General features: G+C 41.1%; 9 protein-coding genes, 2 pseudogenes and 1 CRISPR repeat array (1 of these 12 cut by a window edge). Of the genes and pseudogenes, 8 read left to right on the top strand and 3 right to left on the bottom strand.

Features of this window, described 5'->3' with window-relative positions; all coding sequences use genetic code 11:
- Positions 1-338: 338 nt before the first annotated feature.
- Together CU633_RS23320 and CU633_RS10865 are read right to left on the bottom strand one after the other, a co-directional pair.
- A pseudogene (locus CU633_RS23320) lies at positions 339-494 on the bottom strand (SUMF1/EgtB/PvdO family nonheme iron enzyme); the annotation flags it as partial.
- Positions 488-679, bottom strand: a pseudogene (locus CU633_RS10865) (helix-turn-helix transcriptional regulator); the annotation flags it as partial. The pseudogenes CU633_RS23320 and CU633_RS10865, both read right to left, overlap by 7 nt.
- Before the next feature lie 764 nt (positions 680-1,443).
- On the opposite strand from CU633_RS10865, the gene CU633_RS23315 reads away from it, so the two are divergent.
- On the top strand, positions 1,444-2,160 hold the full coding sequence (locus tag CU633_RS23315) for an IS4 family transposase (RefSeq protein ID WP_257958650.1): 717 nt from the start codon (positions 1,444-1,446) through the stop codon (positions 2,158-2,160).
- Between the two features lie 20 nt (positions 2,161-2,180).
- Positions 2,181-2,333 (top strand): hypothetical protein, encoded by a 153-nt coding sequence (locus CU633_RS23310; RefSeq protein ID WP_257958649.1) that lies wholly within the window; start codon positions 2,181-2,183, stop codon positions 2,331-2,333.
- Positions 2,334-2,407: 74 nt separating this feature from the next.
- Here CU633_RS23310 and CU633_RS10855 read toward each other — a convergent pair whose 3' ends face one another.
- Positions 2,408-3,427, bottom strand: a complete 1,020-nt coding sequence (locus tag CU633_RS10855) for a radical SAM protein (RefSeq protein WP_101660331.1) — start codon at positions 3,425-3,427, stop codon at positions 2,408-2,410.
- A 293-nt stretch (positions 3,428-3,720) separates the two neighbouring features.
- Here CU633_RS10855 and CU633_RS10850 point away from each other — a divergent pair, with 293 nt between their 5' ends.
- The 6 genes from CU633_RS10850 to CU633_RS10820 all read left to right on the top strand — a co-directional run bounded on the left by CU633_RS10850 (position 3,721) and on the right by CU633_RS10820 (position 11,699).
- Complete coding sequence (locus tag CU633_RS10850) at positions 3,721-4,944, top strand: PucR family transcriptional regulator (protein ID WP_101660329.1); 1,224 nt, start codon at positions 3,721-3,723, stop codon at positions 4,942-4,944.
- A 15-nt stretch (positions 4,945-4,959) separates the two neighbouring features.
- Positions 4,960-6,984: a molybdopterin-dependent oxidoreductase gene (locus tag CU633_RS10845; RefSeq protein ID WP_101660327.1), complete on the top strand. Its 2,025-nt coding sequence runs from the start codon at positions 4,960-4,962 to the stop codon at positions 6,982-6,984.
- Entirely contained in the window at positions 6,977-7,519 is a 543-nt protein-coding gene (locus CU633_RS10840) for a 4Fe-4S dicluster domain-containing protein (RefSeq protein WP_101660325.1), read from the top strand. The genes CU633_RS10845 and CU633_RS10840 overlap by 8 nt, the downstream gene beginning before the upstream one ends.
- A gap of 164 nt (positions 7,520-7,683) precedes the next feature.
- On the top strand, positions 7,684-8,676 hold the full coding sequence (locus CU633_RS10830; protein ID WP_101660322.1) for a LacI family DNA-binding transcriptional regulator: 993 nt from the start codon (positions 7,684-7,686) through the stop codon (positions 8,674-8,676).
- A gap of 104 nt (positions 8,677-8,780) precedes the next feature.
- Complete coding sequence (locus CU633_RS10825; RefSeq protein ID WP_101660319.1) at positions 8,781-10,190, top strand: sucrose-specific PTS transporter subunit IIBC; 1,410 nt, start codon at positions 8,781-8,783, stop codon at positions 10,188-10,190.
- A 60-nt stretch (positions 10,191-10,250) separates the two neighbouring features.
- Positions 10,251-11,699 (top strand): glycoside hydrolase family 32 protein, encoded by a 1,449-nt coding sequence (locus tag CU633_RS10820; RefSeq protein WP_101660317.1) that lies wholly within the window; start codon positions 10,251-10,253, stop codon positions 11,697-11,699.
- A gap of 134 nt (positions 11,700-11,833) precedes the next feature.
- Positions 11,834-17,271: a CRISPR direct-repeat array (repeat unit 32 nt; unit sequence ATTTCAATCCACGCATCCATGTAGGATGCGAC); it runs 1,282 nt beyond the window's last position.

Genomic DNA, 17,271 nt, shown 5'->3' with positions numbered 1-17,271 from the left:
CATACACCTCACTTTCATAAAGAGATCGATTGTTTTCTTTGACAAAAATTATGTGAAACATTTCACATATATTTGTTCGCCTTAATTATAAACTTAATAAAATGTTATTTATACGGCCGCCAAGTACAAAAATAGCTTCTGATTTTTGTACCTTGTGACAATTCCCCTGTCATCTTTGGCCGGTTTTGATAAGAAGTGCTGTTTTAGGAAAAAAGCTGTAAATTGCCGGGCAGAGTGTATACCACTCAGTTGAGACAGCTTGTTGTCAAATCTAATCGTGGATTTTTTTTCTTAATATTTGCTTCTTACTAAAGGCTCGAATCAAGCCTTTAGTAACCTCATGTCACATCTTTTACACAACGAAAACCAAGATTGCCAGTGGAACTATCAGGTGTATTAGATGTTCTTGCCGCTACCCTATATCTGTTACAGTAGGACTCGTGACAAAGGTAGGATCCTCCCCGCATTGACTTTGTCTCTCCTTTTTTAGGTCCGATAGAAATAACTTATCAACCGTTGTATTTAAACTAAATGCTAACTCAAATGCTAACTGTAAAGTAGGATCGTATTTATCATTTTCAATTGCATTAATAGTTTGACGAGATACATTACATTTTATTGCTAAGTCACCTTGTGATAAACCTTTATTTTTACGTAATTCTCTGATTCGATTTTTCATTTTCACCGCCAGAACCCGTTAAAATAATCTTACATTTTTAGAGTACTAAATTACAACATTAATGTCAAAAGTTTTTTACATTTTTTCATCAGCTATTAACTCGTGAGAATAGGTCAGTCTACAACTGTATACAAACGAACTTTTTTATGATGTCATCTAAATTAGGTTTACGACACTTGGCGCAACTAAGGGCAAACTGCTAATTAATTTATGTTAATAAAAGAGGCTTAATTTCCCCGGAGTGCAAATACATTTCGATGTAGTTCTACATAAGGAGAGGTGTTGGACTTTCCAGAGTTGGATGCTTACTTGATTATAACTGGAATTAACATATACAAAAGTATCTAAAGTGGTAGAAACCAGCGGTTTAGTGTTCAACATAAATCGTACAAAGGAGAATAACGACGAAAAGGACGTTTTTATCAAAACTTTAAAAAATATTCACTAGCGTTGCATTAAATAAAAACTTGTTTGTCAAGCCTTGAATAAAGCGAATTTTCATTGAATAATTTGTAATTTATAGTAATTTTTAGTTCTATTGTTCCATTAAAAACCTTATAATTAGGTGGAAGGTAAGTGTCCTGTCCAAATCCTAACTATAAAGGGGTCGCTATGGACAAGAATACCATAAAAACAGTTTTTAAGGAATACCTGCTTCCTCTAAATGGAAAAATTATTTCCAGGATGGTGGATCATATGAAGGCTGACAAGTATGTGAAAAGCTGGATAGTTTAACCTTTACAAAGCTATTTATTTATGCTCAATTGAAGCAACTATCCAGCCTCAAAAAAATTAGTTTCAAGGTCCGGCACAAAAAGAGATTACAAAAAGAACTTGGATTAAAAAGCAACAGTAAATCCCAATTATCCAGAAAACTTTCAGATCTGTCCCCAGAGATCTTCCAAGTGATCTTGCATCACTTGGTTCAACAGATACACCGGGAATTCGGAGAAGAAAAGGGAAATGATTTATTAGGCAAAATCCACCTCATTGATTCTACCACCATCTCTTTTTGCCTTAGCCAGTATCGATGGGCTGATTTCCGAAATACAAAAGCGGGAGTAAAGATTCATACCCGTGTCGTTTTTTATGAAGGGGAGACTGCCCCAGACGAGATCATCGTCACCCCTGCCAGACCAGCAGATGCCACACAACTGGATGCGTTGATGGTCATCGAAAAGGATGCCCTTCACGTATTTGATCGGGAATATTTCGATTTCGAGAAATTTGATGATTATTGTAAGAATAACGTTCGGTTATGTACCCGAATAAATGATAATACCGTCATCACTGTTATTGAAGAACTGCCTGTGGACCCTTCCTCCTCTATTCATAGGGAGGCGGTCGTTAAGCTGGGAAAGATGAAATATCCTCTACGATTGGTTGAAACGCTGGACAGTCAAGGAAATACGATCTCGATTGTCATAAATGATGCAAAAATGAGTGCAAAGGAAATCAATGATCTTTATCGAAGCCGTTAGCAAATCGAGCTGTTCTTCAAATGGATGAAGCAACATATGGTCCTGAAAAAATGTTATGGAAAGAGCGCCAATCCTGTTTACAATCAAGTTTATATTACCATGATCACTTTCTGCCTCACCTTATTAATGAAAAAGAAAGTGCGTTACCAGGGAACTCTCCTGGAGATGCTTGAGTTTTTAGGTGAGTATTGGCAGAGAAGCTTCTCTGTTTTTCTAAAGGAAACTTTTAAAAAAACCAGATCGATCGTCACGAGGTCGAAGGCGACTCGATCATGAGCGAATGTTTATTTTCAAGAGAACAATAATGAACACTGAGTTTCAAGTTTTCTTTTAATGAGAACTCGAGGAGCTCTAAACAGATTTCTTCACTTTCAGCTACAGCAAGGCCGCCTGCATACCAATAGTTGTAATACACTTCATATGGCGGGTTTTTCAATGTAAGCCCCCTGTCTTTAAATGCTTTTGCGTTCCCAAGCGGAAAACAAAACTCCAATAAATTGATACCGAATATCCCGATTTCCTCCAATTCCAACAGGAGTGTTTTCATTTCCCCGATCGTACCGGGAATAACAGGCATTTCAACCAAAACATAAGGTATATATTCTTTTGCCATGGCGATTTTCCCAAGAATATGCTTTCTCTTTTGGACGGAATCCTCCATCTTAATGCTGAAGCGGATTTCACTCAAATTTGCTTGTTTTAGTCGTTCAAAAGTACCCACATCCAGCAAATCTCCGGCTGTATATAATCTTGTATACGTCTGCGGCGTTTTCTCATTGGCCAGTTCAAAAAAAGCAATCGCTTCTTCTTTAAAAAGTAAAGGCTCTCCTCCAGTAAGTGCTAAATGCTTGAGTTCAACACCGTTCTCCAGTAATTCGAGCAGCTCTTTGTTAATATCTTTTTGTCGATCTGTATAAAACGTATAGTCCTCCTGGTTCGGGTTAAAACAGAAATAACAATTTCGATGGCATTTTAACGAAATAAAAGACGTATAGCTTCCTTCACCAGTTTGGCAAGCTTCGCATGCACTGGAAATCCGGCCTGTCGCAATACTTTTATCGTTATTGCGCAGGATTGCCCCGGCTGCCCGCAATTGTGTTAATTTCTTTCCTCTGTCTTTATTGAACTCTCGTTGCTGAAGCGGCAATCCGAATGATTCTATCGCTTTAATAGTCTCGGTTTCTATATTTGTGTATATTTGTGCATATTTTAGGAAGGATTTATTTTTTACCGTTCCAAGGTTGTCTTTCGTGATTTTCCTCAGCATAAGGCACTTCCTTTTTCTTTTATTTTGAACTGGACAATTAACTTATTGTTGGTTTACTCCTGATAAAAAAGAACTATTCCGCAAACATGTGAATTTATTCACATTTATTTACTTGCTTTTATTATAAAATGAATAAAAAGAGATTTATACGGCCGCAAAGTACAAAATTAACTTCTGATTTTTGTACCGTTTGACAATGGTTTTTATATCCTGTGACATTGATTACTGTTCCCTAAAACGGGTCTAAGCTATGATGTATAGTGCCTTGGACTTATTGGAAAGGAATTGAGTTTATGAATGAGAGTTATAACATCCCTGATTTTATTCAGGAATTGCTGATTGCTTCTGGCGACGGGTTGAGCGGAATTTCAACTAAACTATCAATGCTAATATCATGCCCGGTCATCATTACGGACCCATTCTATAACGTAATCTCTTCGTCAGCCTATGATCAGGCTATCAGTTCTATAGAAATCGAAATGAAACCGCTTTCCGGCATGGCTTCAGAACAGACCTTTTTTCATTGTGTGATTTCTTCTGCGAACTACCATACAGAAGCGGTCGGAAGCTCGATCACGTTTAGCAGCCAGATAACCGGATATATTTTTATCCTTTTAAACGAGGCAAATATGCAGGATATAGAAGAGTATAGATCTCTAATGCATTTTGCTTCATCTTTATGTGCGCTTGAATTACGAAAAAAAATGGATATTAAACAGGAAACGCTTCGGTTCAAGGATGCTTTTCTGTTCGACTTGCTTTACGGGAATTTCAAGAAAAAAGAAGATATTCTTTCCTATGGACAAATATGGAACTGGGATCTTGATCAACCTTTGGTTGTATTGGTCTTTTCGATAAAAGATTACGATTATTATTCAACAGATAAGCAATTGATGGAGATTTTTTTATACGTAGTCGATAAAGTGTTAAATCAACATCATATCAATCCGATCACGATTGCGAAACGAAATGAAGTCATCGCGATCTTGCCGACTGACAAGAAACATGAACTGGATAACCGAAAGAATCTAATAGATTTAATCCTTCATATTTTTGAGTTGATCAAAAAAACTAATTTAGGAAACAGAGTGGCTTGCGGAGTGGGAAAAATTTATGAAAACCCTGAAGAGATTTTCAGAAGCTATCAGGAAGCAAAGGTGGCGTTTGAGTTAGGGCTGTTATTAAAAATAGACATCCCCTTCTTTGTCGACCTGGGACTTGAAAGAGTGTTATACAAGCACGTCTTACAGGATTTAAAAGAATTTTATGATCATATTTTAGGGAAATTGCAAAGATACGATGAGGTTAATGAAGGTGAACTTATGTATACACTCGAACATTTTGCCCATAACCAGTACGATCTAAAAAAAGCTTCTGAAGCGTTATATCTGCATCGCAATACTTTACGGTACCGGATTAAAAAAATTGAAGAAATACTTGATCAAAAATTAGATGATATCAATACAAAATTAAACATTGCAGCTGCTTTAAAGGTTAAACAACTCCATAAACTGTAATGGATGGTGGTGAAAATGGAGACTTCAATCTATCGCAATACTTGTCCTCGCAATTGTTTTGGAACTTGCAGCATATTATCATACGTTGAAAATGGAAAATTAATAAAAGTAAGTGGTGACCCGGAGCATGGTTATACACAGGGAAGACTGTGCGCCAAAGGATATGCATACACGCAATACGTATACAATCCATCCCGCTTAAAATATCCGATTATGCAGATGCCGCGCGGGTCTGGAAACTGGCAAAGAATCTCCTGGGATCAGGCGTACACAATCATTGCTGAAAAAATGCTTGAGCTATATAACCGGTACGGTTCAAACCTGGCCGCCGGCTACAATAAATTTTCCGGAAATTTAGGAATGCTTCATTATGCGGTTGAAGGAATGTTTAATAGTATCGGTCCGCATACAAAGCCTATCGGGAATATTTGTGCATCCTCCGGGCTGCAGGCAGTAAAGGCCTCTTTCGGCCATGTTGTCAGCCCGATTCCGGAAGATATGGCAGGAGCAAAATTAATCGTGATATGGGGAGCAAATCCGGCAGCAACGAACATCCATCAAATGAAATTTATTTTTCAAGCAAAGCAAGAGGGTGCCAAGTTGGTCGTCATTGACCCAATCTTAACGGAAACAGGCGTTAAAGCGGATCTTTACATCCAAATTAAATCTGGAACAGATGCTTTGCTTGCGTTGGGAATCGCAAAACTTCTGATTCAGCGCAACAGCCCACACGATTTTAGTCCAGCCAAAACGGTCGGCTGGGAGAAATTCAAGGATTACGTTACTTCTCATATAGAGCTTGATTCAGTGTGCCGGGAGACGGGCATTAAATTGGAGGCAATAGAAGAGCTTGCAAGGTTGTACGCCACTATTAAACCAGCTGCGACCTGGAGCGGTTTGGGCATTCAGCGAAATGAACATGGCAGCGATAGTATCCAAGCCATTAACTCTTTGGTGGCGATGACCGGGAATCTCAACATACCCAATGGCGGAGCGTATTTTATGCATGATGACATTGAGGATTTCCCACTGGCACTGTCGAATTATCCTGAGCAAAATCATCCTTATATAAACAATTCCCGTTATATTAATCATATTGATTTTGCTTTAAGTGCGAATAATCTTGATGACCCGCCTTTAAAGCTTTTATGGATTGCTTCGCGGAGCCCTTTGTCACAAGACTTGAACATAAAAGATTGGGAAGACCTGTTTAAGAAACTCGAATTAATTGTAACGGTTGATTTATATATGACAAACACAGCAAAGTATTCCGATCTTGTTTTACCGGCTGCAAGCCATTTTGAAGAGGCTGATCTTCACGCAAGCTATTGGCATCGCTGGCTATCTATTAACCAAAAGGCGATCCCGCCTTACTTTGAGGCAAAAAGCGACCTGCAGATTGCCCGGGAATTAACAAAAAAACTAAATGAACTTTCACCCGGGTTTTCAACATTCCCTTCAGAGCTTGAGCCTATTGACTGGATTAATAAGGAACTGACACCGGATATTAAAGATCTCTATTCATTAAATAGTTATGAAGACTTGCTGGCAGGTCCACATATCCGAAAACAAGATCATAAAGTCCCAACAAAAAAAGAAAGATTTTATTTTTATACGCCTGATTGGGAAAATAACTTATTTACATGCTCATCCAGGAATCAATCAGACGAGGTCGGCATTTATCCATTCAGGCTTCTATCGCCGCAATCTTTGCTGAAAATTCATTCCCAATATGAGTCACTAACCTGGTTAAACCCGGAACCGGAAGAAACGATTGTTGAGATCAATGATGAAGCTGCATGCAAAAAAGGCATCAAAGAAGGAAATTTCGTATCAGTTTATAATAAGTGTGGTTCGGTTAAAGCGAAAGCAGCCTTAAATCCATACCTGCCAATCGATGTTGTGCGTGTCAATCAAACGAGCGATAACTCGATTAACCGGCTAATCGTTAATCATCTTCCGGCGGTACAGAGTCAATCCAGTACGAATTTTTATGACAGCCATGTTGATGTTAAGAAATGGGATGAGCACAATGAATAAACAAATTGGATTTGTTTTCAATGCAGATATTTGTTTGGGATGCAAGGCTTGTGAAATCGCCTGCCGAAATGAAAACCATTCTGATGGATCAATACGCTGGCGAAAAGTATCAAAGCTATCAAATGAAGTTTATCTTTCCAATTCATGCAATCATTGCAACAGCCCTGAATGCTTCAGAGTCTGTCCTGAAAACGCATTTGCGAAACGCCATGACGGGATCGTCCTGATCAATTCAAATCTTTGCAATGGCTGCGGCTTATGTGTATCTGCTTGCCCTTACAGTGCACCGCAATTTGATTATGAGACGCAAAAAGTAAGCAAATGCCAAATGTGCTATCCGCGCCAGGATCATGGCCTTCCCCCTGCCTGCGTTGAAGCTTGTTCAACAGGTGCCTTAAATATCGTGAATTTGGACAGATTTACGGATCAGCGTGCTGTGCAAACAATAGAAGGTTTTCCTGATATTCGCATCACACAGCCATCAATTGTTTTCTACCCTGTAAAGCCGAAAAAAAGGTATTTTCTTGGACACTAAAAATGATGATTCCTTGTTTTACAGCAATTATGCTGACTTAATGCCGCAGTTATTGTTATTCAATCCAGAAATAAACAACGATCTTTTACCAGATAACCCATTTAAAAAGATGGAAATCTTTTATACAATAAAATTTGCAGGATTCTTTCTTAGGGGGATTTTTTTTGATTACAATTAATGCGATTGCAGAGCGGGCCGGCGTTTCGCGGACAACAGTCTCCCGGGTATTGAATAATTCGGGTTATGTCAGCGATGAAGCCCGGAAGCGGGTCCTCAAGGTTATTGAGGAAACAGGATATGTTCCAAATGAATATGCCAAATCACTGCGAACAAAAAAAACGAAAGTGGTTGGCGTCGTGCTGCCGAAAATCAGCACCGAAACATCAAGCAGGCTTGTCAATGGGATAGATAAAGTCCTTTCAGTTGAGAGCTATCAAATCCTCCTTACCAATACCAATCTTGAGCCCGAAAAAGAAATTGAATACTTAAAGCTGTTAAAAAGCAGAAATGTTGATGGCATTGTCCTGTCCGCAACCAATGTAAATGATGAACTGCTTAAAGAGATAGCAACCCTGAAAATTCCTTTCGTCGCAGTCGGACAGGAAATACCGGATGTATCCACTGTTGTCTTCAATGATTTTTATGCTGCGAAAGAAATGGCGGAGCTGTTGATCAATGAAGGCTATAAAAAAATGGCTTTTATCGGTGTAGACCCGGCGGACAGATCGGTGGGGCTTTCGCGCAAGGAAGGTTACCTGGCTGCTTTAAAGGAACACAATTTGCCGATCGAGGACAACTGGCAACAAACCGGTATTTTTGACGTTCAATCAGGTTACAAGGCAATGAAAACAATTTTAGAAAAAACAACGGAACTGCCAAATGCCGTGCTGGCAGTTACAGATAGATTGGCTATCGGTGCGATGCAATACTTGAAGGAGTCGGGCTACCGAATCCCGGAAGATATGGCAGTAGCCGGAATGGGTGCCTCCGAGATGTCCAAATACGTTTCGCCTTCATTAACCACCATGGATTTTAACTATGAAAAAGCCGGCGAAGAAGCGGCCCGGCAGATTTTAAAGAAAATAAACGAGCCCCAGGAAAAAAATAAACAAAATATTGTATTAAACTATCGAATTATTAAAAGAAACAGTATATAATAGGGTATGTAATCGGTTCCATAGTATGCAGGATGCAGTCGATTACATATTTTTTACCCGGATGTGTAATCGATTCCACAAAATTCTCAATTGAGGTGAACAAAATGTCGGAAAACCGTAAAATCGCTGAGGAGCTTATTCAAGCTATCGGCGGAGAAGAAAATATTGTCTCGGTTGCCCACTGTGCCACCCGTTTGCGGCTCATGGTCAATGACAAAGAAAAGATTGACCAGTCAAAGGTAGAAAACATTGACAAGGTTAAAGGTGCTTTCTTTAACTCAGGCCAGTACCAGGTTATTTTTGGGACTGGAACCGTTAACCGCATCTATGAAGAGGTAACAAGCCTTGGTTTGGAAGGGTCGTCTAAAGCTGAACAGGCTAAAGAAGCTGCGAAAAGCGGAACCTTTCTTCAGCGGGCAATCCGTTCCTTCGGCGATGTGTTCGTGCCGATCATTCCTGCCCTTGTCGCAACCGGTTTATTCATGGGACTGCGCGGCCTTGTTCTTCAGGAAGAAATACTGGCTTTATTCGGAATGACACCTGATGATATTTCAGAGAATTTTATTCTGTTTACGCAAATATTAACGGATACAGCATTTATTTTCCTGCCTGCTCTTGTCGCATGGTCGACGTTCAGAGTATTTGGCGGAACACCGACAATTGGACTTATTTTAGGTTTGATGCTTGTCAGTCCGGCATTGCCAAATGCATGGGGTGTAGCTGGCGGTGAAGTGAAGCCGCTTGAATTTTTAGGATTTATTCCGGTAGTCGGTTACCAGGGCTCCGTCCTTCCTGCCTTTATCGCTGGGATTATCGGCGCAAAGCTCGAAAGGCAAATCCGCAAACGGGTCCCTGAAGCTTTTGATTTGATTGTCACACCGTTTTTGACGTTGCTCGTCATGATAACATTGGCTTTATTTATTATCGGTCCAATTTTCCACAGCCTTGAAAACGTTATTTTGGATGCTACCGTTGCCGTTCTCTCCTGGCCGCTCGGAATTAGCGGGTTGCTGATTGGAGGCTTAAACCAGCTCATCGTTGTGACCGGTGTCCATCACATTTTTAACTTGCTTGAAATTCAGCTGCTTGAAGAGTTCGGGAACAATCCTTACAATGCCATTATTACTTGTTCGGTTGCTGCACAGGGCGGAGCGGCCTTGGCGGTTGGTTTAAAAACAAAATCAGCTAAATTAAAGGCTCTGGCCCTGCCGTCTTCCTTATCAGCTTTCCTTGGAATTACCGAACCAGCCATTTTCGGTGTGAATCTGCGCTATGGCAAACCGTTTATCATGGGCTTAATCGGCGGAGCTGCCGGCGGGCTTGTTTCCTCCCTTCTCGGCCTTAAAGCAACAGGCATGGCGATTACCGTAATTCCTGGTACATTATTGTACTTAAACGGGCAAATTCTGCTTTACATTTTAGTCAACTTAATCGCCATCGGCCTCGCATTTGTACTGACATGGATGTTCGGATACAGTGATAAAATGAAGGAAGAAATCGAGCAAAAAGGATAATAAAAAATCAAAGACAGGCTAACCAATCATGCCTGTCTTTGATTCGTAAGGAGGTTCAATATGACTGATCATGAAAAACAACTAATGGAAAAAGCATATAAAGAGATAGAGACATTTAAGAATACAGTTAATAGTGACCCTCACCGGTTAACGTACCATCTCATGCCGCCTGTAGGCCTTTTGAATGATCCAAATGGGCTTATCCAATATAAGGGCGTTTATCACGTTTTTTATCAATGGAATCCATTTGATGTCGGCCACGGCGCCAAGTTTTGGGGTCACTACACTTCAGAGGATTTAGTGCATTGGCGAGAAGAACCAATTGCTCTTGCCCCCAGTGAGTGGTATGAGAAAAACGGTTGCTATTCCGGAAGTGCGATTAAGCATGATAACAAACTTATCTTATTTTACACAGGAAATGTGAAAGACGAAAACGATCAGCGGCAAACTTACCAATGTATGGCCATTTCACGCGATGGTATCCATTTTGATAAAAAAGGCCCTGTAATCGAGCTTCCGCAAGGGTACACAGCACACTTCCGCGATCCAAAGGTTTGGAAAAAAGATGATATGTGGTACATGATTCTCGGTGCCCAGACTCTTTCAGAACAAGGTGCGGCTGTGTTATTCTCTTCCAACGACCTTAATGAATGGAAGCATCTTGGCATCATTGCCGGGTCTGGCATGAATGGAATAAGTGAATTCGGCTATATGTGGGAATGTCCTGATTTGTTTGAGTTAGACGGGAAAGATGTCCTCCTTGTCTCTCCGCAAGGACTTGAGCCGGAAGGAAACTTATACAACAATCTTTTTCAGTCCGGTTATTTTATTGGCAGCCTGGACTATGCTGCACCAGCTTTCCAGCATGGTACTTTTACTGAGCTCGATCGCGGCTTTGATTTTTATGCGCCGCAGACAATGCTTGATGCAAAAGGAAGAAGGATTATGTACGGCTGGATGGGGATGACCGATGAAAATGAACCTTTTCAGCCGACCGTTGCGCACCAGTGGATTCACGCCTTGACATTGCCGCGGGAATTGAAATTAAAAAATAATAAGCTCATCCAACAGCCAGTTGAAGAATTGCAGCTGCTTCGGAAACAAGGGGTCCGCCTTTCAGATGCGGCAATATCCGGGGATGTTGTTTTTGAAGAAGTTGGCGGAAGGTCAGTGGAACTGATCCTGAACTTTAAAAAGTTTGAAGCAGAAACATTTAAAATCAAATTGCGAAATAACGCAGCCATTGTTTATCATGCAGGTTTGCAACAATTAATTTTGGAAAGAAAAAACTTTAAAGACGGGACGATCGAAAAAAGGGCCTGTCATTTAGGTATGCTTGGCAAGTTACAGATATTTGTCGATACATCTTCTATTGAAATTTTTGTGAATGATGGAGAAGAATTATTTACAGCGAGATATTTTCCGGATGTAACGGATAAAAGCATCAGCTTTTATTCAGATGGCAAAGTTGTTTGTGATTTAGAGAAGTGGATGATTGGAAAAGAATAAAGGAAAAAGGCCTCACCTGATTTTGTTGGGTGAGGCTTTTTCGTGGATATATTGTCCTGTCAAAATGACTTATCCATATCATATGAGCATTGATGCGACATGATCGCAATATATCCGATGTAGACAACAACCTAATTTCAATCCACGCATCCATGTAGGATGCGACCTTTTCGGAGTAGATGTTTTTTTGCACTTCTATATTTCAATCCACGCATCCATGTAGGATGCGACATATCCTAAACGCATACAGGGGGGCGCCCTTTTTTATTTCAATCCACGCATCCATGTAGGATGCGACTATGAAGCGGCAGGCGGTTATTATTCGGACGACTTATTTCAATCCACGCATCCATGTAGGATGCGACATCATTGGAAATAAACGGCAAATTACATTTTATAATTTCAATCCACGCATCCATGTAGGATGCGACTTTAGGTATATCCATCCTTGTTTCCACCCCTTGTATTTCAATCCACGCATCCATGTAGGATGCGACGTCACATACAAGGGCGAAAACCAGCCTGCTCCTGCTATTTCAATCCACGCATCCATGTAGGATGCGACAGTTTATAATTATTATAAAAGTTCACAAATACGGATTTCAATCCACGCATCCATGTAGGATGCGACGTTTTTGACGGCGTAGAACTTGTAGACGCTTGGATTTCAATCCACGCATCCATGTAGGATGCGACATGTTTGTTTCGTTTTCTGTGTTTTCATCGTAAAATTTCAATCCACGCATCCATGTAGGATGCGACGTTGCCGGGTTGCATGTTATTCATATCGGAAGCTTATTTCAATCCACGCATCCATGTAGGATGCGACACCACTTTTGACAATCATTTTCGTTCAATCCCGTATTTCAATCCACGCATCCATGTAGGATGCGACTTTCATTCGATATACGGTCAAAATCACAATGATATATTTCAATCCACGCATCCATGTAGGATGCGACTAAACTTCGCCATTGGATCATATGCTGTAAACGATTTCAATCCACGCATCCATGTAGGATGCGACTGCTAGTAATGCGTGTAAATCGCCCACAGATTGCGATTTCAATCCACGCATCCATGTAGGATGCGACTGCGGAAAAAGAATGTTTTTTGATGGTATCGGAATTTCAATCCACGCATCCATGTAGGATGCGACCAACGCTTAATTCTCTCCATTCAATACCAGTTTATTTCAATCCACGCATCCATGTAGGATGCGACGTGGGCGACCATTTCACTATCCTGCGGTACAGTCAGATTTCAATCCACGCATCCATGTAGGATGCGACTTCCTGCAAACCCCGATTGGTTTCATGGGGCGATATTTCAATCCACGCATCCATGTAGGATGCGACTTGTTGTGTCATTTTTAAGTTCTCCTTTGATTTTATTTCAATCCACGCATCCATGTAGGATGCGACAAGCGTCACAGGGCGTTGGCAACCATAGCGAAGCAATTTCAATCCACGCATCCATGTAGGATGCGACGTCGGCAGTCGATAAAGCTGAAGACCCGTTCAAAATTTCAATCCACGCATCCATGTAGGATGCGACCCTATCACGGCAAAGCATATGGAAATAAAACAGTTATTTCAATCCACGCATCCATGTAGGATGCGACAATCGTTGATTGCATTGAATATAGTCATATGATAGATTTCAATCCACGCATCCATGTAGGATGCGACTTGGATATTGACGAAGATTTGGCATCGTGGTGATATTTCAATCCACGCATCCATGTAGGATGCGACGATAATACCTAAGAATGAAAGATAAACCAAAACAATTTCAATCCACGCATCCATGTAGGATGCGACCACTCCTTTTTATGGCTATTCGGATTATCGTGTTATTTCAATCCACGCATCCATGTAGGATGCGACGAGACGGGATAAAAGTTTATGAATTGATCAAACATATTTCAATCCACGCATCCATGTAGGATGCGACTCTCTTTAACCCATCGAGAGACACCCTTTGGCCTATTTCAATCCACGCATCCATGTAGGATGCGACGATTTTTCTTGTAACAACGCAAGCGAATTCAGGTTATTTCAATCCACGCATCCATGTAGGATGCGACATAATTAACAATTTCGTATAATGTTTATTATATATTTCAATCCACGCATCCATGTAGGATGCGACAACAATGTTTAAAAAGATTGAAAGTGGTAAAACTATTTCAATCCACGCATCCATGTAGGATGCGACATGGATGATTTAATCCAAAAATATCAAAAGAAAAGATTTCAATCCACGCATCCATGTAGGATGCGACGGTTAGAGATTTACGAGGTCAGCGACAAAGACGTATTTCAATCCACGCATCCATGTAGGATGCGACCAGCTCCGTCTTGGCTTTCAAGGTCTATATCGAGATTTCAATCCACGCATCCATGTAGGATGCGACGCCGAAAGGAAACATGACTACAGATAGTATCGTTATTTCAATCCACGCATCCATGTAGGATGCGACTAATTTTTCCGCTATGACATTCAAATCTTCGATAATTTCAATCCACGCATCCATGTAGGATGCGACCATGTCCGGCATATTCCGTTGAATTTCAGATATCCATTTCAATCCACGCATCCATGTAGGATGCGACATCATGGAGTTCAAATGACTTGCAACACTTTTACTATTTCAATCCACGCATCCATGTAGGATGCGACGTTGTTGTATTGGTATCAGCATAGGAGATTTGAATTTCAATCCACGCATCCATGTAGGATGCGACGTCCGCAGGTTGGGCAATCACAGGCATCTGTATATTTCAATCCACGCATCCATGTAGGATGCGACGTGGTGTACGGATAAGTTCCAGATGCGCTATTCTATTTCAATCCACGCATCCATGTAGGATGCGACCTCAAAAGCAAAGGGAGCTCGAAAGGCGCATCAGATTTCAATCCACGCATCCATGTAGGATGCGACGTAGTTACATTCGCACATAATATGTGTGAGCCCCTATTTCAATCCACGCATCCATGTAGGATGCGACACAAACTGGGGATCAGAAACACCGCAGACCCATTATTTCAATCCACGCATCCATGTAGGATGCGACTATTTTCGTTTAACTTATCTGTACCAGCGTCGAATTTCAATCCACGCATCCATGTAGGATGCGACTATCAGCAACTAGTAACGGTTGGGCAATCATTGCAATTTCAATCCACGCATCCATGTAGGATGCGACATGGCGGTTAGCAACCCTTAATCCAATTTGATTTCATTTCAATCCACGCATCCATGTAGGATGCGACAAGTAAGGAGGAAGGGAGGGTACCAGTTTGAGTATTTCAATCCACGCATCCATGTAGGATGCGACGACTAGTTCAGCACATTAAAGGTGAACGTCAAATTATTTCAATCCACGCATCCATGTAGGATGCGACACGCTGTTCATGCTGGTGTTGCAACACTTGATTCATTTCAATCCACGCATCCATGTAGGATGCGACTCTCCTGCCCTGCAACTCCAATCTTGTCCTTTATATTTCAATCCACGCATCCATGTAGGATGCGACCTAGGCATCCTGCGACCTCTGACATTCGAAAATTAGTTCAATCCACGCATCCATGTAGGATGCGACGTGGGTTGAACGTGAGGAATTTGAATCTTTACAAATTTCAATCCACGCATCCATGTAGGATGCGACGTGAAAGTGGTCAGGACTGCGATAGAAAAATTAGAATTTCAATCCACGCATCCATGTAGGATGCGACTCACTGTCAGGTATGCAACTTTATGACGAAGATATTTCAATCCACGCATCCATGTAGGATGCGACTTGGTTTTCCATGATGTATCCCTGCCTTCCGAATATTTCAATCCACGCATCCATGTAGGATGCGACAAAACAGATGGGTTAAAAGTTTTGGGCATAAAAATTTCAATCCACGCATCCATGTAGGATGCGACTAACAACTATGGTAAAAAAATATCCTCTACAGTTATTTCAATCCACGCATCCATGTAGGATGCGACATCGGAGAAGCAAAACACACTGGATGGTTTTCATATTTCAATCCACGCATCCATGTAGGATGCGACCTCGCGTAAGGGGTGATTAGATGGTAGCGTATAACATTTCAATCCACGCATCCATGTAGGATGCGACTATCAATTATTTAGCGGCAACAATAATCAATATGAATTTCAATCCACGCATCCATGTAGGATGCGACATGATTATCGGCAGTAACGGCCGCTTTGTAAGTTTATTTCAATCCACGCATCCATGTAGGATGCGACCGCTAAAAGGACGAAAGCGATTATCCGATTATCCATTTCAATCCACGCATCCATGTAGGATGCGACATTGGTGTTTTCCGGGTATAAGTTCATAAGATAACATTTCAATCCACGCATCCATGTAGGATGCGACCCGGTTCGGGGCCGAGTATATTTTTTTCAACTCGAATTTCAATCCACGCATCCATGTAGGATGCGACGCAAAACGGTTGGATGAGTGCCAATGATATTAGAATTTCAATCCACGCATCCATGTAGGATGCGACTTTATATGTGGGTGGATGATTTCGGAGGGAAACCGATTTCAATCCACGCATCCATGTAGGATGCGACACGGCAATAGCTGTTATTCCAAAATCCATTGCACCATTTCAATCCACGCATCCATGTAGGATGCGACCAGAGATGACAGAAAAAGGTCTTGCTGATTATGAATTTCAATCCACGCATCCATGTAGGATGCGACTGTAAATGGATTGGCCAGAGTTTTTAATCTTCCAAATTTCAATCCACGCATCCATGTAGGATGCGACATGCTTATCTAGTTGTCTTTGATAATCCACACAATATTTCAATCCACGCATCCATGTAGGATGCGACCGGAACCTATATTACTGCCAATCCACAGTATGTTATTTCAATCCACGCATCCATGTAGGATGCGACGCGATTTCAGCCGTTTGAAACTTTCGAGTCTCAAATTTCAATCCACGCATCCATGTAGGATGCGACCGTTATTACGGCTTTGTTGAGTTCCTCTTAAAAATTTCAATCCACGCATCCATGTAGGATGCGACCTAAATCAATTATATCACTAGGGAGGGGTCTTGGTATTTCAATCCACGCATCCATGTAGGATGCGACTAGTGGCCAGCTTATTCATATACTTCAATCAAAACATTTCAATCCACGCATCCATGTAGGATGCGACTGTGTCTCTCAATAAGATTCTTGGCAGCTTTGGTATTTCAATCCACGCATCCATGTAGGATGCGACACGTGACTTTGTACGTGGGTTCCGAGGCACAGTATTTCAATCCACGCATCCATGTAGGATGCGACTGTGCAGCATGAACACGTTTATGAATGGTTTATCATTTCAATCCACGCATCCATGTAGGATGCGACAAGGTACTGGCGTTAGAGTGTGAAAAGATATTAAGCATTTCAATCCACGCATCCATGTAGGATGCGACCAAATGGGGACGGATTGTTATCGCATGGATAAAAATTTCAATCCACGCATCCATGTAGGATGCGACTTATTTCAACAAATTCATCGTTGCTTTCTGACCATTTCA

Origin of the sequence: Bacillus sp. V3-13 (genome assembly GCF_002860165.1) — a bacterium.
GTDB lineage: Bacteria > Bacillota > Bacilli > Bacillales > Cytobacillaceae > Bacillus_BJ.
This window is presented reverse-complemented; position numbering and strand designations above follow the sequence as displayed.